Origin of the sequence: Delftia sp. WSY_10, assembly GCF_043104705.1 — a bacterium.
In the GTDB taxonomy this organism is placed as follows: Bacteria; Pseudomonadota; Gammaproteobacteria; order Burkholderiales; family Burkholderiaceae_C; genus Comamonas; species Comamonas tsuruhatensis.
This window is the reverse complement of the sequence record NZ_JBICKY010000012.1, coordinates 480,418-505,629: the sequence shown is the minus strand read 5'-3', so window position 1 is coordinate 505,629 and position 25,212 is coordinate 480,418. Positions and strand designations below refer to the sequence as shown.

The window sequence follows — 25,212 nt, the reverse complement described above, 5'->3', positions numbered from 1 at the left end:
AGCGCGGGGCCTTCTTGGGGAGGCACTGCAGCAGGTGCAGTGCGCTGTGCTTACTGCGAGTTCCAGACGTAGTAGGCGACACCTTCGTACTTGAAAACGGGATAGCTGGCGATCACGAAATCGCGTTCAGCCGCGTTGGCCGTGTAGAAGTGCGTGCCTGTCTGCACGTTGAAGAAGCGGAACATGGGCACGGTGCCATTGCCGGCGGCCGTCTGGGCATACCAGGACGTGCCCTCGCTCTTGAAGCTGGGATAGGTTGCGAGCACGTAGTCACGTTCAGGCTGGCTGATGGTGAAGAAGTGTGCGCCGGAGGCCGTGTTGAAGAAGCGGAACACCGGGTCCAGGCCCTGCTGCGGCTGGGTGGACGCATAGAAGGCCACGTTCTCGTACTGGAAGGCCGGGTAGGTGGCCACCACATAGTCGCGCTCGGAAGCGCTGGCGGTATAGAAATGAGCGCCGGTCTGGCGGTTGAAGAAGCGGTAGATGGCGGTGCGGGCCTGTCCGGTGCCGACGCCGCCCGTGCCCGTGTCTGCAGCAAGCCACTTCTGCACATTGGGGAAGAGCAGGTCAAAGCGCCCATAGATCGACGTCCCCCCGGAAGCGGGGCAGGTCTGGTCGTCGCCACCGTAGAGCACGCCGACCAGACGTCCATCCAGGAACATGCCCGAGCCACTGCTGCCCCCTTCGGTCAATCCCCGGTTCCATGTCACGAGGTTGAAGCCGCCGCTGCGGTCATAGCAATTCATCCTGCCTTCGCTGGATGGTTCGCACGCCACGGATCCATAGACTGTTCCAAAGCTGATTTTCTGAAGATCGCCTCGAGGATGGTGGATGCCGACCATGCTGCTGCCACGCTCCACCACCTTGCTGCTCCAGCCTGCAAAGACGGCGCCAGCCGGAGGCGCTTCATTGAGGCGCAGCAGGGTCGAGTCGTAGGTCGCCGTCGCATAGAGCAAGGTGGCACCGTTCCTGAGCACTTTGCTTGCAGAGGACAGCGTGCGGCTGTTGCAGGAGGGAGTGCGATAGAACCAGGAGGTTTCCAGGGAGGATGCTTCAGTCTGGCTGCTGATGCAATGGTTTGCCGTGATGAAATACGGTGTGCCGGAAGAGGCTTGGTCATTGAGCAGCGTACCCGTACACAAATAGCCCCCGCCATTCTTCACGTACAACATGCGGGCCACGGCGTTGCGCTGCGAACTGTATGCGTCGTAGCAGGTGGAGTCCAAGTGGCAGGACACTGCCTCGTTGAGCTGAGCCGAGAACTGCATTTCGCCTTCCAGCGGAAGCGAGAGGTTCTCATGCACATGCATCACGCGCGGGATGGCGATGCGCAGCGTGTCGGCCGGGACACCTGGGGGCAGATCGATCTCCAGCGTTGCTTCGTCACCGCCCGTGTCAGGCGTCCACCAAGTGCGGCCTTCGGCAGTGTCGTCACCGGCGTCCTTGTTGGCCTGCAGCAGTTGCAGCACGCGCTGGCCCGAAATTTCATAGGCGCTGGCGCGGTCGCCCTGCGCATAGATGCGCAGCAGTGCGCTGCCAGGCAACTGGTCGATTTCCACGCCCAGTCGGATGCCGTAGGCGCCTTCTGAGCGCACGCTGACGGCGGCAGTGATGCCTCCATCGGCAGAGGCCTTCCATTGCAACTGCCCGCCCAGGGCCTGTGTGCTGCCTGTCTGGTTGCTCAGGCGCTGTGCGCCGACCTGCAGGGCGCCTCCCACGGCAGCCGAGGCGGCGCGTACGTCCTTCCATGGACCCAGTTCCACGCGCAGCGGCATGGGGGTGACGGCTGCGGGGGAAGACATGCTGCGCGAAGCCAGGAACTCCCGAGGCGTGTCCTGCGGCTGGACGCGCGAGTCCACGCTCATGCGGGGGATGAACTGAGGCACATCTGTGGCGCCCTCCTGCCCCCATGCCAGCCCCAGGCTGCCGGCCAGGGCGAGCGCCAGCGCGACGCTGCGCAAGCCCCTGCGCGCAGTGGTGTCGAAAAGATCGGTCATGAGCTCCCTCTCAACGGATTGGTGGATATTGCGAAACCCGGGCATTTTAGGTGTTGTGTGCGTGACAGCCCGGTGACGGCAGGGCCGTCCGGCGCTTCCTAGAATGGTCGCTGCGCTGCAGCGGCAGCCGGGTGCGGACACTGCGAGCGCCGTGCCTGCCCCACACATCTGCCCCCTGTCATCTACCAAGGATCTGATCCAGCATGAGCCACTCCTACTCCGACACCCAACTCCTGATCGACGGCCAATGGCAGGACGCCGCCAGCGGCAGGAAGATTCCCGTGCGCAATCCGGCCAGCGGCGAGGTCATCGGCCATGTGGCCCATGCCGACGTGGCCGACCTGGACCGTGCGCTGGCCGCCGCTCAGCGCGGCTTCGAGACCTGGCGCAAGGTCTCCGCCCATGAGCGCGGAGCCGCCATGCGCCGTGCCGCAGCCCTGCTCAAGGACCGGGCCGACGAGATCGCCGCCCTGCTGACGCAGGAGCAGGGCAAGCCGCTGGCCGAGGCCAAGGGCGAGATCCTGGCCGGCGTGGGCATCATCGAATGGTTTGCCGACGAGGCGCTGCGCGTGTATGGCCGCATCGTGCCCTCGCGCCGTCCCGAGGTGCAGCAGCTGGTGATCAAGGAGCCCGTGGGTCCCGTGGCCGCCTTCACGCCCTGGAACTTCCCCGTCAACCAGATCGTGCGCAAGATCGGCGCGGCGCTGGCCACAGGCTGCTCCTTCCTGTGCAAGGCGCCCGAGGAAACGCCGGCCGCGCCTGCCGCCCTGTTCAAGTGCTTTGTCGATGCCGGCGTGCCCGCCGGGGTGGTGGGCCTGGTGTTCGGCGATCCGGCCCAGATTTCCTCCTACCTGATCGCCCATCCCGTGATCCGCAAGGTCACGTTCACGGGTTCCACGCCCGTGGGCAAGCAGCTGGCGGCGCTGGCCGGCCAGCACATGAAGCGCTCGACCATGGAGCTGGGCGGCCACGCGCCGGTCATCGTGGCCGAGGATGCCGACGTGGCGCTGGCCGTCAAGGCGGCGGGTGCGGCCAAGTTCCGCAATGCAGGCCAGGTCTGTATCTCGCCCACGCGCTTTCTGGTGCACAACAGCGTGCGCGAGGAGTTCACACGCGCCATGGTGGCGCATGCCGAAGGCCTCAAGGTCGGCGATGGCCTGGTGCAGGGCACGCAGATGGGCCCGCTGGCCAATCCGCGCCGCGTCACCGCACTGGCCCATTTCATCGAGGACGCGCAAAAGCAGGGTGCCAAGCTGCTCACGGGCGGCGGCTCCCTGGGCGACAAGGGCAACTACTTTGCACCCACGGTGCTGGGCGATGTGCCGCTGAGCGCCGAGATCTTCAACCAGGAGCCTTTCGGCCCCGTGGCTGCCATCCGCGGCTTCGACGATCTGGGCGATGCCATCGCCGAGGCCAACCGCCTGTCCTATGGCCTGGCCGCCTATGCGTTCACGCGCTCCATCAAGACCGCTCACCAGCTGGCGCAGCAGGTCGAGGCCGGCATGCTGTGGATCAACCAGCCGGCCGTGGCCTCGGCCGAGATGCCGTTCGGCGGCATCAAGGACTCGGGCTACGGCTCCGAAGGCGGACCCGAGGCGCTGGAGGCCTACCTGGTCTCCAAGGCCGTGTCCATTGCCGCCGTGTGATCATGGCCGGCTGAACGATGAACGGCCCCTGAGGGGGCCGTTTTTCATGGGTGCGGCTTGCGCGCGGGAATGCGGTAGATGACGGCCGCGTACTTGGGCCGCTGCTGCTGCTCCACGACGACTCCGCCCAATCCTTCGGCGATGCGCCGGCTGGCCGTGTTGGCCTCGGCCACCGGGTAGCTGAAGGACTGCGGGGCGAAGGTTTCCGCGGCCCAGGCGGCCAGGGCGGCAACGGCCTCGCGGCCATGGCCCTGGCCATGCGCGTCCTCGCGTATCCAGATGCCGAGTTCGGGCTCGGCATCGCGCGCGCGGTGCAGGCCCAGCAGGCCGGTGAATCGGCCTGACGCGCGCTCGCGCAGCGTGAAGTTGAAGTCCGTGCCGGCTGCGATCTCCCGCAGCCATCCGCGCCAGACCGCCTCGAAATCGGCAGGCGCCGATGGCGGCTCGAACGACAGGTAGCGCGTCAACGTGGGCGTGATGCAGGCAAAGGCCTCATCGGCATCGGCGGCAGTGAAGGGGCGCAGCGCCAGGCGCTGTGAGGTGATGGTGGTGTCGCTCCACGTCATGGATGCTTTCCTCGCAACAGGGGGACAGAGAGCGTGGGGCGCTGCCGGCCTGGGCCGGCCTTAGCCGTTCATTCTGGCATGGGTCCGTGCTTCAGCCGGCATTGCGGAAGAAGGCTTCGTGCTGCGCGATCTCATGCGCGGCATGGCGCAGCTGGCGGGCCTGGTCGGGGTGGCGTTCGGCCACGCGCTGCGCCAGCGCACGCAAAAGCGGCGGGCACTGGCCGGGCGCCTGCTGCAGCCGCTGCAGGCGCAGCAGCGCGGCGCGCACGGCGCGGGCCGTGCCGTCGCCAAGCGCGGCTTCCTCGGACAGCTGGTGCAGCGCCTGGATGGCGCGGCCCACATGCAGCGCGGCCAGGCCGCACTCGGCCGCCTGCGCGCCCAGCTGCCCTCCGGCCTGCTCCGACATGCGCACCAGGCGCAGCAGCCGGTGGTACAGGCGGGCACGCCAGATGCGGCCATCGCGCGCATGGCCGGGCGTGGCGGCCATGTCCTGCAGCTCGTGGACCATCATGGAGCGCAGGCCCTGCAGCCGGCCCTGCAGCGTGACCGGCAGGATGAAGCGGTAGGCCGCCCAGCCGGCCAGCGGCCCGGATACCACGGCCAGCCCCAGGGCCAGCGCATGGCCGAAGCTGGCCGTCTGCGGAAAGTGGGGCTGCAGCAGGAGCAGCAGCACCATGTTGCAGTCATAGCCCGAGAGCGCGGTGCGCTGGTGCGAGAACAGCAGCGCGCCCACGAAGACGAAGGGCAGCATCAGCCACACCAGGCCCGCCTGGCTGCTGGCGAACGGCCAGACCAGCCACTGGCAGGCCAGGGCCACCAGCACGCCCATGGCCTGGCCCAGGGTCACATGGCGCATGGTGGCCGACGGGTTCTCGAAGCCCGAGAACACGGTCAGCATGATGGACATGCCCAGCAGCATGTAGGCGCCGCCGCTCCAGCCCGAGGCCACCCACAGCAGGCCCACGATGGCGATGGCCGCGCTGGCGCGCAGCATGGCGCGGCGCGCGCCCAGCCAGTCGCTGTGCAGCACCACCGGCCATTGGCGCGCGCGGTGGCCGGGCGGCAGCGCCACGTCGTGGGTGGCGGCCAGGTGGGCCTGCAGTGCAAAGCCCATCGGGGCCAGCATGTCGGCCGCGCCGGGCCAGGTTGCGGCGGACTCGCGTGCGCGTACCAGGGCCGCCGCGGCCTCGTGCAACTGCACGCGCGTCTCCAGCGCCACGGCGGCTTCGCGCAGCGCCTGCGCGGCGGCCAGGGCCTGCGCGTCGCCAAAGGCCGAAGGCGGCTCCTGCGATGGTGCATCGCGCAGCCACAGCAGGGCCGAGATCTGGGCATTCATGAGCCGGCGCAGCGCGTGCACGGCCTCGCGCGAGCGCTGCGATCCTGCGGCGTGCGGGTCCAGCCCCTCCTCGATCACCGCCATGGCCAGCAGGCGGGCGGCGATCTCCTGCGAGCCCAGTGACGAACGGCCGCGCGCCTGCAGGCTGTCGGCCAGATCGCGCAACAGCCGGGCAAACAGCTGGCGTACCTCGGCATTGCCGGGAATGCCGCTGCCCTTGGGCGTGAACAGCCAGCCCACGAGCAAGGCTGCGAATACGCCGGTCAGCGCGGTGAACAGCCGGTCCAAGCCCAGGGCGAAGACCTGCTCGGGATGGGCGAAGTCCAGCAGCGCGACCATGGCCGCCGAATAGCCGGCCAGCATGGTGCCGTAGGCCACGAAGCTGCGCTGCAGATTGCCCACGCCCGCGCACAGGCCCAGCCACACGGCCAGGCCCAGCACCAGCCACAGCAGGTTTCCCTGGGCCAGCAGCACCAGGCCCACGCCCACGGCCGTGCCGGCCACGGTGCCTGCGACCCGGAAAAAGCTTTTTTCGAGTAGTTGCCCGCGCAGCGGCTGGGATGCGGCCCAGGTGGCCATGGCAGCCCACTGCGGATGCTCCAGCCCCAGCTGCCAGGCAGCCAGCAGAGCCAAGCAGGCTGCAAAGGCCGTGCGCAGATGCTGGCGCAGGCGCACGGGGTCGAAGCCCCAGCGGACCGAGGCCTGCAGCAGGCGGCCATAGGCATCGTGGAGGGCGCTCATGGCGCGCCTTCCGTGCGCAGCGCGGCCATGCGCGCCTGGATCTTGGCCATGCCGGCCAGCATGGCCTCGACCTCGGCATCGTCCAGGTCCTGCAGCATGGCCAGCTCGGCCTGCAGCATGGTGGCGCGCACGCGATCCACGGCGCCGTTGCCTTCATCGGTCAGGAAGATGCGCTTGCTGCGCCGGTCACCGGGGTCGGCGCGGCGCTCCACCCATCCGTGGCCTTCCAGAATGTCGAGCAGGCGCACCAGGCTGGAGCCGTCCAGGCCCACACGCTCGGCCAGTTCCTTTTGCGTGACGCCATCGCCCCAGGCGCGCAGGTGGATCAGCGGCGCCCAGGTGGCGTCGGTCAGGCCGTCGGCCAGCAGTTGCTCCTCGACCTGGCGGCGCCATTGGCGTACCAGGGTGACCATGAGAAAGCCGAGACGGGCGCGGGGAGGGGCAGAGGCAAAGGACATGCCTCGATTATCTTTGTAGTTCAATTAATTTGCATTGCAAATTAATTGTGCCTGCATTTGATTTAAGGGTATTCCCTTGTTCTGGAAGGCAGGCCGTCCATGAAAAAGGCCCTGCGAGACGATGCCTCGCAGGGCCGGTCGATGGATGCTGGCAGCTTCAGAGCAGGCCGGGCACCCAGCGGTTGAAGAGCAGGCCCGCTACCAGCAGCCATGCGAAAAGCAAGGCGGCCAGCAGCAGGGGCTTCGTGCCTGCGGCACGCACGGCGCGGACATGGGTGGTCAGGCCCAGGGCCGCCATGGCCACGGCCAGCAGCGCGTTGTCCAGCTGCACGCCCACCTGTACCACGGCAGCGGGCAGCACGCCCAGCGAGTTCACGCCGGCCATGGCGACGAAGCCCAGCGCGAACCAGGGAATGGTGATGCGGCGCGGCTGGCCGTCGCTCACCTGGCTGCTGCGGTTGCCGCGCGCCACCGCCATGGACAGCAGCAGCAGGAAGGGGGCGAGCATCATCACGCGCACCATCTTGGAGATCACGGCCACGTCGGCGGCTTCGGGCGCAATGGCTTCGCCGGCGGCCACGACCTGGGCCACCTCATGCACGGTGGAGCCCACGTACAGCCCATACTGCGCGGGCGACATGTCCAGCCAGCCGTGGGCGGCGTTCCAGTGGAACAGCGCGGGGTAGAGAAAGGTGCCCACGGTGCCGAAGACCACCACGGTGGCCACGGCCACGGCCACGTCTTCGGCGCGGCCCTTGATCACGGGTTCGGTGGCCAGCACGGCAGCGGCGCCGCAGATGGAGCTGCCCGCGCCGATCAGCACCGTGGTGCGCGCATCCAGCCCGAAGACGCGGCGGCCCAGCCACTGCGCCAGCAAGAAGGTGCTGCCCAGCACCAGGGCATCGACCACCACGCCGGCCATGCCCACATGGCCTATGTCCTGGAAGGTCAGCCGCAGGCCGTAGAGCACGATGCCCGCACGCAGCAGGCGCTGCTTGGCCAGGCCCACGCCGGCATGGCAGCTGGGCGCCAGGCGCGGATAGACGGTGTTGCCGATGACCAGGCCGATGCATATGGCCAGCGTCAGCGCGCTCAGGCCCGAGCCGGCCAGCAGGGGCTGGCGTGCGCCCCAGGTGGCGGCTGCGGCAATGGCGCCTGCCAGCAGCAGGCCGGGCGCAAGCTCGGTCAAATGGCGAAGCCAGCCAGGGAGGGAGGAGCGTGGGAGGGAAGTGGTGTTCATGGTGCCTGCGCGCCGCGTCAGGAGCGCGGTGCATGGGAGGCACTTTAGATTTCTTGGCTATATTCGTATAACGAATAGTTTTTGTAGCATCAACCGGGGAAACAGGTTGATGCCTCGTCCAGACTGCACGCCATGCTGCACCTCACCCTGCGCCAACTTGAAATCTTCTGCGCCGTTGCCCAGGCCGGCTCCACCGTGGCGGCGGCCGATGCCGTGGCCCTGTCGCAGTCGGCCACCAGCGCCGCGCTGCAGCAGCTGGAGCAGGCCATGGGCGCCCAGCTGTTCGAGCGCGTGGGCCGGCGGCTGGCGCTCAACGACGCGGGGCGTGCCCTGCTGCCCGAGGCGCTGGCGCTGCTGGAGCAGGCCAGGGGCATAGAGCAGGCGTTTTCGGTGCGGGCCGCCAGCCTGCCCGTGCGTCTGCGCGTGGCGGCCAGCACCACCATAGGCACCTATGCGCTGCCGGCCGTGCTCGCGCACCTGGCGCGCAGCCATCCGCACCTGAGCGTGGACCTGCAGATCGCCAACACGCGCGAGGTGGGCCAGGCCGTGGAATCGCTGGACGTGGACCTGGGCCTGATCGAGGGCACCAGCCACTGGCCCGGGCTGGAGGTCGAGCCCTGGATGCGCGACGAACTCGTCATCGTGGCTGCAGCACAGGACCCGCTGGTGCAGGCCGCGGGCCAGCGCCCGCTGGGCGTGGCCGCTTTGCGCGGTGCGCGCTGGCTGCTGCGCGAGCCGGGCTCGGGCACGCGCGAGATGGTGGAGCATGCCTTGCTGCCGCATCTGCACCAGCTGCCGGCCGCCGCCACGCTGGGCAGTTCGGAGGCGATTGCGCGCTGCGTGGCGCAGGGCCTGGGCGTCAGCTGCCTGTCGCGCGTGCTGGTGCAGGCCCTGGTCGTGTCAGGAGAACTGGCCGTGCTGCCGACCACGCTGCCGCGCATGTGGCGCGATTTCTCGCTGGTGCAGCGGGCAGGCAAGCGCCGCTCGCCTGCGCTGGCGGCCTTCGTGCAGGCCTGCAGGTCCCAGGCGCAGGAATGAGCCCAGGCTACTTTTGCAGCGGTATCGGCGTGTTGCGCGGCACGGGCACGGCCGTGACGCTGTTCTGCGGCGAGCCTTCGATCACGCGGTCCGAGTAGGTCATGTAGACCAGGGTGTTGCGCTGCGCATCGACCATGCGCACCACGCGCAGGCGCTTGAACAGCAGCGAGATGCGTTCGGTGAACACCTCGTCCTGCTGCTTGAGCGGCGCAGGGATCTGGATGGGTCCGGTCTGCACGCAGCTGATCGAGGCCTCGGCGCGGTCCTCGGCCAGGCCCAGCCCGCCCTTGATGCCGCCGGTCTTGGCGCGCGAGACATAGCAGGTCACGCCCGCCACCTTGGGATCGTCATAGGCATCCACCACGATCTTGTGGTCCGGGCCTATGAACTTGAACACCGTGTCCACCGCGCCCACCTGCTCGGCGCGTGCGCCGCAGGCGCCCAGCAGCAGCGTGGCCAGAGCGGCCGTGAGCAAGGCCCGGCCTCGCGGGAAATACTTCACACTGGGTTTGATCATGGCGTTGCGTAAGAGAGTGGCGCGGCCCAACTCAGGGACACCGAGGAAGGGCCGCCCCGCCCCGAGGGTGTCGTCCCCCTCCCGCGAAGCGAGTGAGGGGGAAGGCGCAAAGCGCCTCAGGGGGTGTTTTCACCCGCCACATGGCGGCGAAGATGCTCCAGAGCTTCCTCGACCTGATCCACCAGCACCAGGCACAGGTCGCCGGGCGTCAGCCGCGCCAGCGCATGGTCGATGGCGTTGAACTCACCCTGGATCTGGGTCACGTAGTCGGTGCGCGGTGCGCCTTGCAGGCCTTGCTGCAGCAGGGCCAGGACTTCACCGTCGGCGCGGCCGCGCTGGCAGGCATCCTGGTAGAGGATGACGTCGTCGAAGGCGCGGCCCAGAATCTGGGTCTGCTCGGTGATGTCCTGGTCGCGGCGGTCGCCCGCGCCGCTGATGACCACGCTGCGGCGCTGGGCCGGCATGGCATCCACGGCCTGCACCAGGGCGCGGATGGCGTCGGGGTTGTGGCCGTAGTCGGCGATCAGCGTGGCGCCACGGTAGTCCATGACGTTGAAGCGTCCGGGGGCGTTGTCGCTGTCGTTGACGAAGCCGGCCAGCCCGCGGCGGATGGTCTGCCACGGCAGGCCCACGCCCCAGGCGGCGGCGATGGCGGCCATGACGTTCTCCACCTGGAAGGTGATGGTGCCGTTGCGCGTGATGGGGATCTCGCGCAGGGCGATGGTCTCGCGCCACGAGCTTTCGGCCGCAACGATGCTGTCGCCGTCCACGTAGACCACGCGGTTGCCCTGGGCGCGGTGCGTGGCCATCACGGGGTGGTGGCGGTCGGCCGCGAAATAGATGACCTTGCCCGGCGAGGTGGAGGCCATGGCGGCCACCAGCGGGTCGGCGGCGTTGAGCACGGCATAGCCGTCGGCGGCCACGTTCTGCACGATGACGCGCTTGAGCACGGCCACGTCTTCCACCGTGGTGATGTAGTTCAGGCCCAGGTGGTCGCCCGCGCCCACGTTGGTGACCACGGCCACCTGGCAGCGGTCGAAGCCCAGCCCTTCGCGCAGGATGCCGCCGCGCGCGCATTCGAGCACGGCCGCATCGGTCTCGGGGTGGGCCAGGGCGTTGCGCGCGCTGCGCGGGCCCGAGCAGTCGCCGCTGTCGATCTGGCGGCCGTTGACGTAGACGCCGTCGGTATTGGTCATGGCCGTGCGCCAGCCATGCGAGGTGAACAGGTGGGCGATCAGGCGCGTGGTCGTGGTCTTGCCATTGGTGCCGGTGACGGCCACCAGCGGGATGCGGCCATCCTGGCCGGGTGCGAACAGCTCATCGACCATGGGCACGCCCACGTTGCGCGGCTTGCCGAAGGACGGCGCCAGGTGCATGCGCAGGCCCGGCGCGGCGTTGACTTCGACGATGCCGCCGTTTTGCTCCTCCAGCGGGCGCAGCATGGTCTCGCAGACCACGTCCACGCCGCAGATGTGCAGGCCGATGGTCTGGGCGGCCTCCACGGCGCGCGCAGCGATGTCGGGGTGCACGTCGTCCGTCACATCGGTGGCGCTGCCGCCGGTGGACAGGTTGGCGTTGTTGCGCAGCACCACGCGCTGGCCCTGGGCCGGCACGGATTCGGGCGTGAGCCCTTCGGTGGCGATGCGCGCGATGGCGATGTCGTCCAGGCGGATCTTGGTCAGCGCCGTGCCGTGGCCCGAGCCGCGGCGCGGGTCCTGGTTGACCAGCTCGACCAGTTCGCGGATGGTGTGCTGGCCGTCGCCCAGCACCTGGGGCGGCTCGCGGCGCGCAGCGGCCACCAGCTGGCCGCCGACCACCAGCAGGCGGAAGTCATGGCCGGGAAGGAAGCGTTCGACCATGATGTCGTCGCCGAATTCCGAGGCGGTGGCAAAGGCGGCCTTGAGCTGCTCGTGCGTGGTGATGTTGACCACCACGCCCTTGCCCTGGTTGCCGTCCTGGGGCTTGACCACCACGGGCAGGCCCACTTCCTGGGCCACGAGCCAGGCTTCTTCCACGTCCTTGACGGGGCGGCCCAGCGGCACGGGCACGCCGGCGGCGTGCAGCAGGCGCTTGGTCAGGTCCTTGTCCTGGGCGATGGACTCGGCCACGGCGCTGGTCTGGTCCAGCTCGGCGGCCTGGATGCGGCGGGCCTTGGAGCCCCAGCCCAGTTGCACCAGCGAGCCCGAGGTCAGGCGGCGGATGGGAATGCCGCGCGCCACGGCCGCATCGACGATGGAGCCTGTGGAGGGGCCGATGCGCTCGTCCTCGTCGAGTTCACGCAGCTCGGCCACCACCTTGTCGGCGTCGAAGGGCGTGTCGGCCAGTGCCGACTGCAGCAGCGCACCGGCCTGTTCCATGGCCAGGCGGCCCACGGATTCCTCGGTGTACTCCACCACCACCTGGTAGGTGCCGGCTTCCACGGTCTCGTGCGTGCGGCTGAAGGTCACGGGGCAGCCGGCCTGGGCCTGCAGCGACAGGGCCGCCACTTCCAGCACATGGGCCAGCGACAGGCGCTGGTCGGCACCGTGCGGCTGCAGCGTGCCGATCTTGGGAAAGCGTGCGCGCAGCCGGTCCTCGAACCCTGCCAGGGCCGAGTAGTCACAGTCGCCGGGCTCGCATTGCACGATGGCTTCGATGGCGGTGCTGCGGGTCCAGAGATTGGGGCCGCGCAGGGCTCGGATGCGGGTGATCTGCATAGTGTCTTCTTTCGGAGGGCAGGCCCGCGTCGCCGGGCCTGCCTGCATGTCATCGTGTGGTCGGGCTCAGGCGGCGGCGGTGGAAACCGCAGCGGCGGCCGGCGTGTAGTCGAAGGTCTTGATGCCGGCGACGATGAGGTCGGGGGCAATGTCCATGGACCACGCCGCGGCAATGGCAGCGAGCAGGGCCGGCGTGTCCGGGCGCAGGCCACCGGGCAGGCTCAGCGCGTCCAGCGTGCCCAGCACGCGCTCGGCGGCGCCCGTGGCCAGGATCACCTGGTTGCCGCGCACGAAGACGGCACGGCCTTCGCTCTCGCAACGGTGGGCCGCTACCACGGGGCTGTCTGCCTGCATCGAATAGAACAGCACCTCGCCGTCGCACAGGCGGGCCAGGTCGGCCACCTGCTCGATATCGGCATTGAGCACGCCCGCGCCTTCGTCCAGCACCACGTCGATCTGGGTGCGCATCACGCGCGTCATCTGTGACTGCTCGTGCACGTCATGGTCGGGCAACTGCTCGAAGCCGTCCATGTCGGTGACCACGCCGACCAGGCAGCGGTCGTAGGCCAGGCCTTCCTCCAGGATGGAACGGGCCGTGGTCTGGATGACGGCGGCCTGGGCCAGGCGGTTGGTCAGCAGGCGGTGGGCGCCGGCCCAGTTGGCGGTATTGGTCTTCTGGGTCTGGCGGTTGGACAGGAACATGCCTTCGCTGCTGGCCACGCCCGTGAGCTTGCCCGACAACTGCAGCAGCCAGCCCACCAGGCGGGCCGTGAAACCGTTGTTGCGCGTGCCGGCAATGCCGACCAGGGGGATGCGGCCGGCGCCCGTGCCCTCTTCGGTGCGCGGGAACAGGTGGTCGGCGATGGCCATGCCCACGGGGCGCGGCGCGCCGCTGGTGGGCTTCAGATGCATCAGCAGGCCGGGGCCGGCGTTGACTTCGAGGATGGCGCCGCCCTGCTCCTTCATGGGGCGCGAGACGTCCTGCAGGATCATGTCCATGCCCGCGATGTCCAGGCCCACGATCTTGGCGGCCAGCGTGGCCATGTAGGCCACTTCGGGATGGACTTCGTCGGTGCAGTCGATGGCCATGTTGCCGTTGCGCTGCAGCAGCACGCTGGTGCCCTGGGCAGGAATGGTGTCGGGCGTGACGTTCTGGCGCTTGAGTTCCAGCTTCACGGCCGGGGCTTCGAGGTTGATCCAGTCCAGCGGGTATTCCTGCTCGGGGCCGCGGCGCGGGTCCTGGTTGACCACGGCGACCAGTTCGCGAACCGTGGACTTGCCATTGCCGGCCACGCTCACGGTCTCGCCACGGCAGGCGGCAACCACCTTGCCGCCCACCACCAGGATGCGGTGCTCGGTGCCGTCGATGAAGCGTTCGACGATGACGTCCGAGCCTTCAGGCTGGGCCAGCGCGAAGGCGGCCTTGATGTCGGCCTCGTCGCGCAGGTCCAGCGTCACGCCGCGTGCGTGGTTGCCGTCCGAGGGCTTGACGGTGACGGGAAAGCCGATGTCCTGCGCCACTTCCCAGGCTTCCTCGGGGCTGTGGACGATCTGGCCTTCGGGCACGGGCACGCCGCAGGCGGCCAGCAGGCGCTTGGTGAAGTCCTTGTCCTGGGCAATGCCCTCGGCGATGGCGCTGGTCTGGTCGCTCTCGGCGGTCCAGATGCGGCGCTGCGCGGCGCCATAGCCCAGTTGCACGAGGTTGCCGTCATTGAGGCGGATGTGGGGGATGCGGCGCTCGCCGGCCGCATCGACGATGCAGCCCGTGCTCGGGCCCAGGTAGCGGTCGTTGATCTCGGTCTTGATGGCCTTGATGGCGGCCTTCAGGTCGAAGGGCTCGTCATTGATGGCGGCCATGATCAGCCTGTGGCCATGGGCCAGGGCCGTGCGCGCCACGGTTTCCTCGGGGCAGCGGAAGACCATGCGGTAGACGCCGCGCTGCGAGATCTCGCGGGTCTGGCCGAACTCGGCAGGCATGCCCGCCAGGTTCAGCAGCTCGATGATGATGTGCTCCAGCACGTGGCCGCACCAGGTGCCGCCTTCCAGGCGCTGGATGAAGCCGCCGCGCTCGCCCACGCCGCAGTGGTGCTCGACCAGGTCGGGCAGCCAGGCCGTCAGGCGCTCGTTGAAACCGGGAAGCTTGTTCGAGGGATAGTCCTCCAGCTCGCCCAGATCCAGCCAGACCTCCAGCACGGGACGGTAGGTCCAGACGCTGGGTCCACGCAGGTAGGTGGTGCGCAAGAGTTGGATGTCTTTGAATTTCGCCATGTCGGTCAACGGGTAAGCGTGAACGACGACCCGGATTCGGATCGCCGGAGAATGGGAGAGGATTGTGCGCCCAGAAAACCCATGCGCAGTGTTGTCAGCCTAAACCAGGGTTGGCGCGTTGAGCAGGGTATGCCGTGCAACGCGCGGGATATCCACCGGGGAGCTGCGGTTGCCCGCATGACACCAGGAGCCGCCAGGGGCGGGAAAAACAACTCAACATGCAAGAACACCATTCTGTGGACGTTTCGGCCTTCCTTGCCAGCCCCCGCGGGGCTGAGCTGCGAGCCAGGCTCGCTTCCAATGAAAACGTGCTGGCCCTCGCCACGGTTGACCTGACCCTGGATATGCGCTTCGGCGAAGGCTGGGTTGTCCTGACCAACCAGCGCCTCATCGCCTGTGATCCTGAGGATCAGCGATGGAGTGAGTGGATACTCTCGGTCGATCAGAATTTGCGTACGCTGGACCACGGCGGCGTGGGCAACCTCGAATTGCATGGTCCTGCGGCTCGGCTGGCGCTGTGGCGCTTCACCTTGCGCCACCAGGCGGGCGTATTGCGCCTGCTGCAACAGTTCGATCACCAGCGTGAGCGCATGGCGCGCGGCGAGGACTTCGACGGGCCCGAGGACGATGTGCCCCGCTGCCCGGCCTGCCAGACCGAGCTGCCGCCCGAGGCCGACGAATGCCCGGCCTGCGCGCGCCAGCAGGGCCCGCAGACCTCCACCTGGGTGCTGCTGCGCCTGTGGCGCTTTGCCCATCCCTACCGGCATCAGCTGCTGCTGGGCTTTTTGCTGACCCTGGCCTCCACGGGCGCCACCCTGGTGGCGCCCTATCTGACGATTCCCATCGTGGACAAGATCCTGATCCCGTTCCAGAACGGGCAGCAGATCGACAGCAGCCTGGTGGTCTTCTACCTGAGCGGCCTGCTGGCTGCGGCCCTGGTGGCCTGGGGCCTGGGCTGGGCGCGCACCTTCGTGCTGGCCAAGGTCTCCGAGCGCATTGGCTCGGACCTGCGCACGACCACCTACAACCACCTGCTGACGCTGTCGCTGGACTACTACGGCAGCAAACGCACGGGCGACCTGATGGCGCGCATCGGGGCGGAAACAGATCGCATCAATTTGTTTCTATCCTTGAACGCGCTGGATTTTGCGACCGATGTGCTGATGATCGTGATGACCTCGGTCATCCTGTTCTCCATCAATCCATGGCTGGCCCTGGTCACCCTGGTGCCGCTGCCCTTCATCGCCTGGATGATCCACCTGGTGCGTGACCGCCTGCGCACGGGCTTCGAGAAGATCGACCGCGTCTGGTCCGAGGTGACCAATGTGCTGGCCGACACCATTCCCGGCATCCGTGTGGTCAAGGCCTTCGCCCAGGAAAAGCGCGAGGCCGACCGCTTCGCCCAGGCCAATCTGGTCAACCTGCAGGCCAACGACAAGGTCAACAAGACCTGGTCGCTGTTCACGCCCACGGTGACGCTGCTGACCGAGATCGGCCTGCTGGTGGTCTGGGGCTTCGGCATCTGGCTGGTGGCGGGCGGCCAGATCACGGTCGGTATCCTGACGGCCTTCATCGCCTACATCGGCCGCTTCTACAGCCGCCTGGATTCGATGAGCCGCATCGTCTCGGTCACACAGAAGGCGGCAGCCGGCGCCAAGCGCATCTTCGACATCCTGGACCACGTGAGCAACGTGCCCGACCCGGTCAACCCGGTCAAGCTGCCGCGCGTGCAGGGTGCCATCACGCTGGACAACCTGACCTTCCGCTACGGCAGCCGCGCCGTCATCAAGAACCTGGATCTGCAGATTCGCCCGGGTGAAATGATTGGCCTGGTCGGCCACAGCGGCTCGGGCAAGAGCACCCTGGTCAACCTGATCAGCCGCTTCTACGACGTGAGCGAAGGCTCCATCCAGCTCGACGGCGTGGATATCCGCCGGCTCAAGGTGTCGGACTTCCGCAGCAACATCGGCCTGGTGCTGCAGGAGCCCTTCCTGTTCTTCGGCACCATTGCCGAGAACATCGCCTACGGCAAGCCCGACGCCACGCGCGAGGAAATCGTGGCGGCCGCGCGTGCGGCCCATGCCCATGAATTCATCCTGCGCCTGCCGCACGGCTATGACTCCCTGGTCGGCGAACGCGGCCAGGGCCTGTCGGGCGGCGAGCGCCAGCGCATCTCCATCGCGCGCGCGCTGCTGATCGACCCGCGCATCCTGATCCTGGACGAGGCCACCTCGGCCGTGGACACCGAGACGGAAAAGGAGATCCAGAAGGCGCTGGACAACCTGGTGCAGGGCCGCACGACGATTGCCATCGCCCACCGTCTGTCCACGCTGCGCAAGGCAGACCGCCTCGTGGTCATGGACCGGGGCGAGATCGTGGAAGTGGGGCCGCACGACGAACTGATGGAAAAGCAGGGCGCCTACTGGCGCCTGTACCAGGCCCAGGCGCGGCGCGCCGAAGAGGATGCCCAGGCCGCAGGCCTGACCCTGGTCGCAACCACCATCGAGGAATAAGCCATGTCCACTGCCCAACATTGCGCCGCCGGCGCCGATCTGAGCCGCGTACGCGTGGAGCGCAACGCCCATGGCCGCCTGGTGCTGATCCTGGCCGACGGCACGCGCCATGAATCCGTGGTGCCCGTGCGCGCCTTTCCGATTGCCGCGCCGCTGCAAGGCCTGTCCCTGGTCTGTGCCGATGGCAAGGAGGCGCTGTGGGTGGACCACATGGACCACCTGCCCGCGCAGGCCCGCATGCTGATCGAGCAGGATCTGGCCGTGCGCGAGTTCGTGCCCGTCATCCAGCGCATCCGCAAGGTGTCCAGCTATTCCACGCCCAGCACCTGGGACCTGGAGACCGACCGCGGTCCCGCGCAGCTCGTGCTCAAGGCCGAGGAGGATATCCGCCGCCTGTCGGGCCGCACGCACCTGATGATCACCAGCCAGGACGGCGTGCAGTTCAGCGTGCCCGACAGCACGGCGCTGGACCGTGCCTCGCGCAAGATGCTGGAGCGTTTCCTCTAGCGCCTGGTCAGGGTGGTTTCAGGGTTTACCCTTGGTTTGAGGCAGGCCTGGGCGTCTTTCAAAAAAAGCGCTTCAGTTCTTTCAGGTTCTGTCGATGATGAGGCGACGGCGGGAAATTCCCGCCCACAGCACACATCCAGCAAGAGGGTCGAGCCATGCCAATTCCACCTGTTGACCGATCGCCCATACCGTGGCGCCCGCAAAGCGCCGATCTGTACTCCACCGGCGCGTCGGGCGCGGTGCCCGTGCGTCCCGTGAACGCTGCCAATCCTGTCGAATCCACGGATCGCATCGGCGAAGGCCGTGTGATTCGCGATCCTGAAAAACCGTCCGTGGTGGACCAGGAAAACCGCGACTGGACGCTGGCCGAGGAGATCAAGCAGAAGGAAGAGGTCGAGGAGCCGCCCAAGGAGCCGATTTCCAAGCAGCTCATCGAGTTTATCCAGTCCATGTGGCGCGCCAGCGCCATGGCCGTGGAGCAGGCCCAGGAGGTCAGCAAGGCCGATGACGTGGCCCGCAACAAGCTGCAGGTGCGCGAGGAGCCGTTGACCTATTCGGAACCCAAGGTCAAGCGTACCGGCGGACTCTGAGTGTCAGTGGCTGAATGCGCAGGCTCAGTCCTTTGAGCCTTCGCCTTCCTTCGTGTCCCTGGCAGCGGACACGGCTGCGGCATGCTCGGCGGCCTTTGCCTCTTCGGCCTGCGCCTTGGCCTTCGCCTTGTCGCGCTCGGCGCGGTACTTGACGGCAAAGGCCTGCACTTCCGCATAGGAGACGTAGCCGTCCTTGTCGGTGTCGGCCTCGTCGAAGGCCGCCGCCAGGCGCGGGAACAGCGCCACTTCGGTGCGGCTGAGCTTGCCGTCCTTGTTGAAGTCCAGCATCTTGAATTCGCGCTGGGCCTTGATTTCCCCCTTGGTCAATGGCGCCGGGCTGGCCGAGGCCTGTCCGGTGGACGCCTTGTCGGCCGTCTCGGCCGCCTGCGCGCGCGCGGCGGGCAGCATGAAGGCGCTGGTCAGCAGGACGGCAGCGGCGGCCTGCAGCACAGGCGGCCGGCGCAGCAGGGCGGAGCGGTTCATGAGGGGAAAATGCATGGCACCTATTTGGGCATGGAACCGGTGTCTGCAAGCCAGGGCTGTGCGCCCTTTGCAATTGTTTACTTCAGCGGATCGGCGTCCGGATTGGAGACGCCGCTGTTCACATGGCCTGCGGGCACATGGCGGGCCGCCGAGCTGACATGGCCCGATTGGTCGTCGAAGAAGAAATCCGGCTCGAACTCGCGCAGGAAGGGGCCTTTTTCCAGGCCGCCGAGGAACATGGCCTCGTCCACGGTGATTCCCCAATCGAGCAATGTGCGGATGGCGCGCTCGTGCGCCGGCGCACTGCGCGCCGTCACCAGGGCCGTGCGAATGCGCATGGTCTGGGACGAGTCCGCCTGCTGCTGAAGCCGGTGAAGGGCTTGCAGCAGGGGTTTGAACGGCCCTTCTCCCAGGGGCGTGGCGGCATGGGAGACCTCATGGCGCAGAAAGGCCGGCAGCCCGCCTTGCTGGTAGATGCGCTCGGCCTCGTCGGAAAACAGCACGGCATCGCCGTCGAAGGCAATGCGCACTTCCTGCGGGTAGCGGTCGCCTGCGGGCGTGGAGTCGACCATCACGCGCGCCGCGGGAAAGCCGATGGACAGCGCCCTGCGCACATCGACTTCGTTGGCCGAGAGGAACAGGTGGGCGCCCAGCGGCCGCAGGTAGGAAAACGGATCGCGCCCGCGCGTGAACACGCCGCGCTCTATGTGCATGTCGGCCGCCTTGGCCGAGGCGAACACGCGCATGCCGCTGGCCGGGTCGTTGCGCGAGAGCATCATCACCTCCACGCGCTGCACTTCGGGCGTATTGAAGGCCAGCAGCTTGCGCACCAGCGGGAAGGCGATGCCCGGGCGTGCCGGCTGGTGCACCAGGTACAGCTGGCGGCGCATGTAGGCCTGCTCGTCGCCCGCATCGAACAGCCGGTTCTCTTCCTCGAAGTCGAACAGTGCGCGCGATGAGATGGCAACGACCAGCTTGTCTTGCAGGGTCACGGGCATGGCTTGGCGCTTGTCGCTATTTGACGAATTGGTTGAGCTGGATGATGGGCATGAGCACGGCCAGCACGATCAGGGCCACGACCATGCCCATGGCCACGATCAGCAGCGGCTCCAGGATGGTGGCCAGGTGCATGGCGCGGCGCTGCACCTCGGTGGACAGCTGGTTGGCCGCGCGCTGCAGCATCACGGGCAGCTGGCCGGTCTGCTCGCCCAGGCGGGCAAACATGGAGATCAGGCCCGGGAAGCGCTTTTTCTGCGCCAGGGCCGAGGCCAGCGGCGCGCCCTCGCGCACCAGGGCCAGCGCGTCCATGGCATCGGCGCGCAGCGCGCGGTTGCCCAGCGTTTCGGCGGCGGCCTGCAAGGCCTTGAGAATGGGCACGCCTGCGCCCGCCAGCATGGCCAGCGTGCCGGCAAAGCGTGCCGCGTTGTAGTTGCGCGCCAGCCGGCCGATCAGCGGCAGGCGCAGCCACCAGGCGTCGAAGCGCTCGCGCAGCACGGGGTTCTTCATGGACAGCCGGAAGCCCACGGCGCCCAGCACCAGGGCGATCAGCGCGGCCCAGCCATAGCTGCGCACAAAGTCGCTGAGCGCCAGCATGGCCACGGTGAGCCAGGGCAGGGCGCGCTTGGTGCCCGCGAACACGCTGGCCACCTGCGGCACCACGTAGCTGACCAGGAACAGCACGATGACGATGGCCACCAGGGTCACGATGGCCGGATACAGGGCTGCGCCAATGAGCTTGGACTGCAGTGCCTGGCGCGATTCCAGGTCGTCGGCCAGCCGCTCCAGCACCGGGCCCAGGCTGCCGCTGGCCTCGCCGGCGCCGATCACGGCGCAGTAGATGTCGGAGAACTCGCGCGGATGCTGGGCCAGTGCCCGGGCAAAGGTGGAGCCTGCGTTGACCTCGGCGCGCAGCGCGGCCACCAGGTGGTGCTGGCGCGGGTCGTCGGCTTCTTCGGACAGCGCGGCCAGTGCGCGCTCTATGGGCAGGCCTGATCCGACCAGGCCCGCCATCTGGCGCGTCCACACGGTGAGCCCTGTGGAGCCAAGGACGGGGCGGGTCAGCCAGCGCGAGGCGCCACCCTGCGGGCCGGACGCCGACCCCGAGGCCACGATCTCCACGGCCATGGGCACCAGGGCCTGGGCGCGCAGCTGGCTGCGCGCAGCGCGCGCGTTGTCGGCTTCGATCGTGCCCTTGCGGGTCTGACCTTGGGCATCCAGGGCTTCGAAGGAAAAGGCAGGCATGCGCGGCGGGAGTCGGGAGGGGCTGGGGAAGGATGGCGTTCAGGAAACGCCAGGCGGCGATCCAACCCCCGATGGTAGCCGCTGCCGGTGACGGCTGGATGGCGAGGCCGTCTCGGGCCTCGTCCCCAGGTCCCGGAGGTGCCTATGCCGGCTGGGCGGCCAGGTCCGCTTCGTTGAGCTGGATGGAGCGCAGCGAGGCCGGGCGTTCCATCAGCGGCTGGCCGTAGTCGCTGAACTCGGGCAGCGCGGGCAGCAGCTTCATCATCGTCCCCCAGCGCAGGTAGCTGGCCATGAGCACGTCGGCGGCGGTGAACTGGTCGCCGCACAGGTAGCGCCTGTCGGCCACGGCCTGGCGCAGCGTCTGCACCACGTCGTCATAGCGGCCATAGCCGGCGGACATGGCCTGGTCGGCCGTCTGCTGCTCCAGGTGGCCCTGGCTCTTGGCTGTCATCAAGGCGTCGACGGGGCCGGCCAGGAAGAACATCCAGCGGTGGTAGACGCCGCGCAGCGGGCTGTCCACGGCCGGTGCGAGCCTTCGTTCGGGGAAGATGTCGGCCAGATAGGCAAGGATGGCGGCCTGTTCGGTGATCACGGTCTCGCCGTGCACCAGGGCGGGGACCTTGCCCATGGGGTTGACAGCCAGGTAGTCGGCAGCCTTCATGGTGCTGCCGTATTCCAGCCGCACGGGCTCATAGCGGGCGCCGCATTCCTCCAGCATCCAGCGCGCGATGACGGCGCGCGAGCGGGGGTGGAAGTAAAAGCGCAGCGGCTTGATCGAGTCGTTCATGAAGGCTCCCAGTGGTTTGAATGCATGGCGAGAAGGCCATGGGAGCGACTGTAGGAGGCTATGCTGACAGTTTTTGTCAGCAGTGGTGTCAGCGGACCGTGTAGCCCAGTTGCCGCGACCAGCGTTCGATCAGGCCGCTGCGGTGGTCGGGATAGCGTTCCTGCAGATCGGTGACGGAGCGCACGCGGTCGGCGCGGAAATGGCGGAAGTCCTGGCGCAGTTCGCACCAGGCCGCAAGAATGCGCCGCTGGTCGAAGAAGGCCATGGCAAAAGGCCAGATCCGGCGCTCGGTCGGCTGGCCCTTCTCATCCGTGTAGTGCAGCAGCACCCGGTGCTGGCGCCGTATCGCCAGGCGCAGCGCGGTCTGCCAGGGCTCGGTCACGGATTCGTGGCAGATGGGCGGCACCAGCAGGCCGCTGGTGTCCACCTCGATGCGCAGCTCCAGCGGCAGCGCGCTGCGTATGCGGTCCAGCGCGGCGGTGGCGGCCTGGGCGAGCTCGGGGTCGGCCTGGCGGCTGGCCCAGCGCGCGCCCAGCAGCAGGGCTTCCAGCTCATCGGGCGTGAACATCAGCGGCGGCAGCAGAAAGCCGGGCCGCATCTCGTAGCCCACGCCCGGGTCGCCCGCAATCGCGGCACCCTGTTCGCGCAGGGTGGCGATGTCGCGGTAGAGGGTGCGCAGGCTCACGTCCAGCTGCCGGGCCAGCACCGGCCCGGCCTGGGGCAGGCGCGCGCGGCGCAGCAGGTCGATCAGCTGCAGCAGCCGGGCGGAGCGGCTCATGCCTTCAGCGGCCCATGACGCCGGCCGTGATCTCCAGCGAGCGCAGGCGCAGGTCGCGGTCATACACGTCGCTGACCAGGATCAGCTCGTCGGCCTCGGTGTCGGCCTGCAGCTTCTGCAGGCGCGTGCGCACCTTGTCCGGGCCGCCGATGGAGGCCACGGCCAGGAAGTCGCCGATGGCGCGGCGCTCCTGCTCGCCGAGCTGGGCCGCGTAGTTCTCGATGGGGCGCGGCAGCAGTCCGCGCCGGCCCGTGATGATGCCCAGCACGCGCTGGTAGGTGCTGCTGGCCAGGTACTCGGCCTCGTCATCGGTGGGCGCGGCGATCACGGGTGCGCCGACGATCACGTAGGGCTTGGCCAGTTGGGCCGACGGCTTGAACAGGCTGCGGTACAGCTGTACGGCCTGGTAGAGCATGCGCGGCGCGAAGTGCGAGGCAAAGGCGTAGGGCAGGCCCAGATGGGCTGCGAGCTGGGCCGAGAACAGGCTGGAGCCCAGCAGCCAGATCGGCACGTTGGTGCCCGCGCCGGGCGTGGCCACCAGCTTTTGATCCGGCGTGGCCGGGGCCAGCAGGCGTTGCAGCTCCATCACGTCGCGCGGGAAGTCTTCCTCGGTCTCGACGCGGTCGCGGCGCAGGGCGCGCATGGTGGCGCCATCGGTGCCGGGCGCACGGCCCAGGCCCAGGTCGATGCGGCCCGGGTACAGCTCGGCCAGCGTGCCGAAGGCTTCGGCCACCACCAGCGGGGCATGGTTGGGCAGCATGATGCCGCCCGAGCCCACGCGGATCTTCGAGGTGCCGCCTGCAATGTGGCCGATCAGCACGGCCGTGGCCGAGCTGGCGATGCCGGGCATGTTGTGGTGCTCGGCCAGCCAGTAGCGCTCGAATCCCAGTGCCTCGGCCTTGCGGGCCGTGGCCAGCGCGATGTCCAGGGCCTCGGCGACGGTGCCGCCTTCGCGCACGGCCACGAGGTCGAGCATGGACAGACGGACTTCATTGAATGATGTCATGGCAGGTTCCAACTTCCAGTTCACGGTGGGTGGGGGCGGCGCGGGCCTTGCCGCGCCAGGGCATTCCTGGTGCGCGTTCGCGCACTCAGTTTCTTCTGGACATTTCCCGCGCGCAGGTGATGCCCAGCACCACGCACCAGACCAGGGGGAGGATGGCTGCCGCCAGATGGTTCTCGCCCTGCTGGATGGCCAGCCAGGACAGCGGCAGCGCCACCAGCGCCGACAGGCGGATGACGCGGCGCAGCTGGCTGGTGGACAGCCGTGACTTGAACCACCACAGGGCGATGTAGCTGATCAGGCTCAGCGTGGCGACCCACAGGAACAGGTCGCCGCCATAGGGAGCGCTCCAGGCGCGTAGGGATTCCAACATGCCGACCATTGTGGCAAACAGGGATGCCCCGTGCTGCGCAGGGTCGGGCGTGGCCGCCTGCGCCTAGTCGCGCGTGACGCGCAGCACTTCCTCGGGCGTGGTGATGCCCTCGCGCACCAGGCGCTCGCCGTCGTCGCGCATCAGGCGCATGCCCGCGGCCAGCGCGGTGTCGCGGATCTCGGCCTCGCTGGCCTGGCGGTGGATCTGCGCGCGGATGGTGTCGTCCACCACCAGCATCTCGAAGATGCCGGTGCGCCCCCGGTAGCCGCTGGGCTCGGTGGTGTCGATCTTGCGCACCAGGCGCTGGGCCAGCACACCCAGCAGGGAGGACGACAGCAGGAAGGGTTCCACCCCCATGTCGATCAGGCGCGTGACGGCGCTGGAGGCATCGTTGGTGTGCAGCGTGGCCAGCACCAGGTGGCCGGTCAGGGAGGCCTGGATGGCGATCTGCGCGGTCTCGAAGTCGCGGATTTCGCCGATCATGATCACATCCGGGTCCTGGCGCAGGATGGCGCGCAGGGCCTTGGCGAAGGTCAGGTCGATCTTGGCGTTGACCTGGGTCTGCCCCACGCCGGCCAGCTCGTACTCGATGGGGTCCTCCACCGTCATGATGTTGCTGTGGCTGGCGTCCATGCGCGACAGTGCCGCATACAGCGTGGTGGTCTTGCCCGAGCCCGTGGGGCCGGTGACCAGCACGATGCCGTGCGGCTGGGCCGTCAGGTGGGTGAATCGCCTCAGCGTCTCGCCCTGCATGCCCACGGCCTCCAGGCTGAGCTTGCTCTCGCTCTTGTCCAGCAGGCGCAGCACGGCGCGCTCGCCGTGGGCGCTGGGCAGGGTGGAGACGCGCACGTCGATGGCGCGCGTGCCCAGGCGCAGGCTGATGCGGCCGTCCTGGGGCAGGCGCTTTTCGGCGATGTCCAGGTCGGCCATGATCTTCAGTCGCGATATCAGCGCTGCATGCAGTGCGCGGTTGGGCTGCACGACTTCGCGCAGGTCGCCGTCCACGCGAAAGCGCACGCTGGAATGGCGCTCGTAGGGCTCGATGTGGATGTCGCTGGCGCCGTCGCGCGCGGCCTGCGTGAGCAGGGCGTTGAGCATGCGGATGATGGGCGCGTCGTCGGCCGTCTCCAGCAGGTCCTCGACCGCAGGCAGCTCCTGCATCATGCGCGAGAGGTCGGCGTCGGACTCGACCTCGCTGACCACCAGGGCCGCGCTGGACTCGCCCTGCGAATAGGCGGCGCTGATGCGGTGGGCCAGCGTGCCCGCGTCCAGCATCTGCCAGCGCTGCACCGCATGCCTGCGCTGGACTTCGGACAGGGCCTGCCAGTCGGGCGAGGGGCCGTGCCAGAGCAGGGGCTCGTGGCCGTCGTCCTCGATCAGCAGCTGGCTGGTGCGCGCAAACGCATAGGGCAGGGGATAGCGCATGGGGCCTTC

At 68.4% G+C, this 25,212-nt stretch carries 21 protein-coding genes; 5 read left to right on the top strand and 16 right to left on the bottom strand.

The features are described 5' to 3' along the window. Nucleotides 1-50: 50 nt before the first annotated feature. A complete protein-coding gene (locus tag ACF8ML_RS04415; RefSeq protein WP_392406407.1) occupies nt 51-1,997 on the bottom strand; it encodes a trypsin-like peptidase domain-containing protein in 1,947 nt (648 codons plus the stop codon). 203 nt (nt 1,998-2,200) lie between these two features. Here ACF8ML_RS04415 and ACF8ML_RS04410 point away from each other — a divergent pair, with 203 nt between their 5' ends. After that, on the top strand, nt 2,201-3,643 hold the full coding sequence (locus ACF8ML_RS04410) for an NAD-dependent succinate-semialdehyde dehydrogenase (protein ID WP_016448756.1): 1,443 nt from the start codon (nt 2,201-2,203) through the stop codon (nt 3,641-3,643). Nucleotides 3,644-3,687: 44 nt separating this feature from the next. Here ACF8ML_RS04410 and ACF8ML_RS04405 read toward each other — a convergent pair whose 3' ends face one another. The 4 genes from ACF8ML_RS04405 to ACF8ML_RS04390 form a co-directional block, all read right to left on the bottom strand. After that, complete coding sequence (locus ACF8ML_RS04405; protein WP_047218881.1) at nt 3,688-4,209, bottom strand: GNAT family N-acetyltransferase; 522 nt, start codon at nt 4,207-4,209, stop codon at nt 3,688-3,690. A gap of 91 nt (nt 4,210-4,300) precedes the next feature. Next, entirely contained in the window at nt 4,301-6,286 is a 1,986-nt protein-coding gene (locus ACF8ML_RS04400) for an FUSC family protein (protein ID WP_392406404.1), read from the bottom strand. Continuing rightward, nucleotides 6,283-6,744 (bottom strand): MarR family winged helix-turn-helix transcriptional regulator, encoded by a 462-nt coding sequence (locus ACF8ML_RS04395; protein WP_012207511.1) that lies wholly within the window; start codon nt 6,742-6,744, stop codon nt 6,283-6,285. The genes ACF8ML_RS04400 and ACF8ML_RS04395 overlap by 4 nt, the downstream gene beginning before the upstream one ends. Before the next feature lie 157 nt (nt 6,745-6,901). Then, complete coding sequence (locus tag ACF8ML_RS04390; RefSeq protein ID WP_016450859.1) at nt 6,902-7,984, bottom strand: YeiH family protein; 1,083 nt, start codon at nt 7,982-7,984, stop codon at nt 6,902-6,904. 132 nt (nt 7,985-8,116) lie between these two features. Here ACF8ML_RS04390 and ACF8ML_RS04385 point away from each other — a divergent pair, with 132 nt between their 5' ends. Then, nucleotides 8,117-9,022 (top strand): LysR family transcriptional regulator, encoded by a 906-nt coding sequence (locus tag ACF8ML_RS04385; protein WP_279993081.1) that lies wholly within the window; start codon nt 8,117-8,119, stop codon nt 9,020-9,022. A gap of 7 nt (nt 9,023-9,029) precedes the next feature. On the opposite strand, the gene ACF8ML_RS04380 is transcribed toward ACF8ML_RS04385, so the two are convergent. The 3 genes from ACF8ML_RS04380 to cphA (ACF8ML_RS04370) all read right to left on the bottom strand — a co-directional run bounded on the left by ACF8ML_RS04380 (nt 9,030) and on the right by cphA (ACF8ML_RS04370) (nt 14,503). Then, nucleotides 9,030-9,539, bottom strand: a complete 510-nt coding sequence (locus ACF8ML_RS04380; protein ID WP_279993079.1) for a CreA family protein — start codon at nt 9,537-9,539, stop codon at nt 9,030-9,032. Between the two features lie 116 nt (nt 9,540-9,655). Continuing rightward, a complete protein-coding gene (cphA, locus tag ACF8ML_RS04375) occupies nt 9,656-12,235 on the bottom strand; it encodes a cyanophycin synthetase (RefSeq protein WP_392406400.1) in 2,580 nt (859 codons plus the stop codon). A gap of 66 nt (nt 12,236-12,301) precedes the next feature. Beyond that, nucleotides 12,302-14,503, bottom strand: a complete 2,202-nt coding sequence (gene cphA, locus ACF8ML_RS04370; protein ID WP_016450863.1) for a cyanophycin synthetase — start codon at nt 14,501-14,503, stop codon at nt 12,302-12,304. Between the two features lie 218 nt (nt 14,504-14,721). Between cphA (ACF8ML_RS04370) and ACF8ML_RS04365 the strand changes: the two genes are divergently transcribed. The 3 genes from ACF8ML_RS04365 (at nt 14,722) to ACF8ML_RS04355 (ending at nt 18,113) form a co-directional block, all read left to right on the top strand. Continuing rightward, entirely contained in the window at nt 14,722-17,016 is a 2,295-nt protein-coding gene (locus ACF8ML_RS04365) for an ABC transporter ATP-binding protein (RefSeq protein WP_016448747.1), read from the top strand. 3 nt (nt 17,017-17,019) lie between these two features. Then, nucleotides 17,020-17,523, top strand: a complete 504-nt coding sequence (locus ACF8ML_RS04360; RefSeq protein WP_392406397.1) for a DUF1854 domain-containing protein — start codon at nt 17,020-17,022, stop codon at nt 17,521-17,523. Nucleotides 17,524-17,678: 155 nt separating this feature from the next. Beyond that, on the top strand, nt 17,679-18,113 hold the full coding sequence (locus ACF8ML_RS04355) for a hypothetical protein (protein ID WP_016450864.1): 435 nt from the start codon (nt 17,679-17,681) through the stop codon (nt 18,111-18,113). Nucleotides 18,114-18,137: 24 nt separating this feature from the next. On the opposite strand, the gene ACF8ML_RS04350 is transcribed toward ACF8ML_RS04355, so the two are convergent. From ACF8ML_RS04350 to ACF8ML_RS04315, 8 genes are all read right to left on the bottom strand, one after another. Next, complete coding sequence (locus tag ACF8ML_RS04350; protein WP_016448744.1) at nt 18,138-18,611, bottom strand: EF-hand domain-containing protein; 474 nt, start codon at nt 18,609-18,611, stop codon at nt 18,138-18,140. Nucleotides 18,612-18,673: 62 nt separating this feature from the next. After that, complete coding sequence (locus ACF8ML_RS04345; RefSeq protein ID WP_209671122.1) at nt 18,674-19,594, bottom strand: 5'-nucleotidase; 921 nt, start codon at nt 19,592-19,594, stop codon at nt 18,674-18,676. 16 nt (nt 19,595-19,610) lie between these two features. Then, the gene (gene gspF, locus ACF8ML_RS04340; protein WP_016448742.1) at nt 19,611-20,837 is read right to left on the bottom strand and encodes a type II secretion system inner membrane protein GspF; all 1,227 of its coding nucleotides are present in this window, start codon (nt 20,835-20,837) and stop codon (nt 19,611-19,613) included. 142 nt (nt 20,838-20,979) lie between these two features. Beyond that, the gene (locus ACF8ML_RS04335; protein WP_392406394.1) at nt 20,980-21,624 is read right to left on the bottom strand and encodes a glutathione S-transferase family protein; all 645 of its coding nucleotides are present in this window, start codon (nt 21,622-21,624) and stop codon (nt 20,980-20,982) included. A gap of 88 nt (nt 21,625-21,712) precedes the next feature. Beyond that, complete coding sequence (locus ACF8ML_RS04330) at nt 21,713-22,402, bottom strand: YafY family protein (RefSeq protein WP_016448740.1); 690 nt, start codon at nt 22,400-22,402, stop codon at nt 21,713-21,715. Nucleotides 22,403-22,406: 4 nt separating this feature from the next. Beyond that, nucleotides 22,407-23,408, bottom strand: coding sequence for an LLM class flavin-dependent oxidoreductase (locus tag ACF8ML_RS04325; protein WP_016448739.1), 1,002 nt, complete (start codon nt 23,406-23,408; stop codon nt 22,407-22,409). An 85-nt stretch (nt 23,409-23,493) separates the two neighbouring features. Then, nucleotides 23,494-23,778 carry a hypothetical protein gene (locus ACF8ML_RS04320; RefSeq protein WP_223275171.1) on the bottom strand — a complete coding sequence of 95 codons (285 nt, stop codon included), beginning with the start codon at nt 23,776-23,778 and terminating at the stop codon, nt 23,494-23,496. Between the two features lie 63 nt (nt 23,779-23,841). After that, nucleotides 23,842-25,203 (bottom strand): GspE/PulE family protein, encoded by a 1,362-nt coding sequence (locus ACF8ML_RS04315; protein ID WP_016448738.1) that lies wholly within the window; start codon nt 25,201-25,203, stop codon nt 23,842-23,844. Nucleotides 25,204-25,212 lie beyond the last annotated feature (9 nt).